At 54.9% G+C, this 1,840-nt stretch carries 1 protein-coding gene and 2 pseudogenes; 2 read left to right on the top strand and 1 reads right to left on the bottom strand.

The genetic code is table 11. The annotated features are described in order from the left end of the window. Positions 1 to 889: pseudogene (locus AN476_RS22130) on the top strand (DDE-type integrase/transposase/recombinase); the annotation flags it as partial. 79 nt (positions 890 to 968) lie between these two features. On the opposite strand, the pseudogene AN476_RS22715 reads toward AN476_RS22130, so the two are convergent. Beyond that, positions 969 to 1,133: pseudogene (locus AN476_RS22715) on the bottom strand (transposase); the annotation flags it as partial. 164 nt (positions 1,134 to 1,297) lie between these two features. Between AN476_RS22715 and AN476_RS22135 the strand changes: the two are divergent. Then, a complete protein-coding gene (locus AN476_RS22135; protein WP_253279974.1) occupies positions 1,298 to 1,741 on the top strand; it encodes an extracellular solute-binding protein in 444 nt (147 codons plus the stop codon). Positions 1,742 to 1,840: the final 99 nt, after the last annotated feature.

Genomic DNA, 1,840 nt, shown 5'->3' on the forward strand with positions numbered 1-1,840 from the left:
CCCGCGCACGACATTTTACCGATGGTATGACTGCTACGTCGAAGGCGGCCTTGATGCGTTGGCGGGCCGCGCGCCTCGGCCGAAGTCGATCTGGAACCGTATTCCGCAGGGCCGGCGGGATGATCTGATTGAGTTTGCGCTGGAACATGAGGCGCTGACCACCCGTGATTTGGCAGTCAAATATACCGACGAGAAGCGGTATTTTATCCCTGAACCATCGGCTTACCGCATTCTGAAAGCTGCCGATCTGATCACGACACCCGAGTAGGTGGTGATCAAGGCTGCCGAAGAGTTCTCGGACAAAACCACGGCGATCAATCAGATGTGGCAGACCGACTTCACCTACTTCAAGATCATCGGCTGGGGCTGGTATTACCTCAGCACGATCCTGGACGATTACAGCCGGTATATCATTGCCTGGAAGCTCTGCACGACCATGCGGGCCGAGGACGTGACAGACACCATTGAGCTGGCTCTTGCGGCGTCTGGCTGCGACCAGGCTGTGGTCCGACACAAGCCGCGCCTGCTCAGCGACAACGGGTCGTGCTACATATCCGGCGACCTGGCCAAATGGCTGGGGGACCAGAAAATGGATCACCTTCGCGGTGCGCCGTTCCATCCGCAAACCCAGGGCAAAATCGAGCGCTGGCATCAGACCATGAAGAACCGGGTTCTACTGAAAAACTACTACCTGCCCGGCGATCTTGAACGCCAGATCGGGGCCTTCGTCGACTATTACAACAACCTGCGCTACTACGAGAGCCTGAGCAACGTCACACCCGCTGACGTCTATTTTGGACGTGACAAAGCCATCATCAGAGAAAGGGAAAAGATCAAGAAAATGACGATCCAAAGCCGCCGCTTGCAACATCAAAAACAAGCAGCATAATCAATCACGCAACCGAACCAGAGCCTCCAATGTTCAAGCAGCTCTGATGTCCCATTTTATAGGACGGCGGACAGTGCTGTCCATATTCCCCGGGTGCATCGCGCCACCGTAACCCGTTGCGATTGATAAAGATAATCCAACTCAAGACACGCTTGTCATCAACGCGAGGTTTGACGTGGTCCTTTGGGAAGAAGGGCGCCAGACGCGCCATCTGCTCGTCGCTTAACCACAAAAGATCAGACATGTTCATCGCTCGTTTTGAGCACGATGAAACACGCAGCCAAACGAAAATCAAGGGGTCCTGAGCCTAGGAACGGCACGCTTCGTGCAGCCACTGCCATTGCGTTCTTTGCAGCGGGCGGTGCATCTGCTTAATCACTGACAATCGCGATCGCGAACAACGGTCATATGATCAACATGCAAAAGGTTGCGGAAGCCTACACCGAGGAAACCGGTGTTGAGCTGAACTGGGTGTCGCTGGAGGAAGGTGTTCTGCGCGAGCAGGTTACCTCCGATACCGCAACCGGCGGCGGTCCTTATGACATTATCAATATCGGCATGCAGGAAGCCCCGATCTGGGGTGCGGCAGGCTGGATCGAACCCCTGAAATTCTCGGCCGGATATGAGGTTGATGACATCCTGCCAGCCATGTGCAATGGTCTGTCACACGAAGGCCAGCTCTATGCCGCGCCTTTCTACGGTGAATCTTCGATGGTTATGTACCGCAAGGATTTGACCGATGCGGCGGGTGTCTCGATTACTGACAGCGACAGCTGGGACAATGTCAAAGCGGCGGCCATCCATGATCCGGACTTAGCCTCCTCCAAAGAAGTGGTCCGCCCCTATGATTAGGAAATCGGAGGACCATAGAAGGCGTTTAAGAGACCCAAGCCCGAAGAGATTGTCGTGAAGTTACGGCAGTTTGAAGTATTGATGGGGCAAGGGATGCCA

The organism is Phaeobacter sp. 11ANDIMAR09 (assembly GCF_001294455.1).
Classification (GTDB): Bacteria; Pseudomonadota; Alphaproteobacteria; order Rhodobacterales; family Rhodobacteraceae; genus Pseudophaeobacter.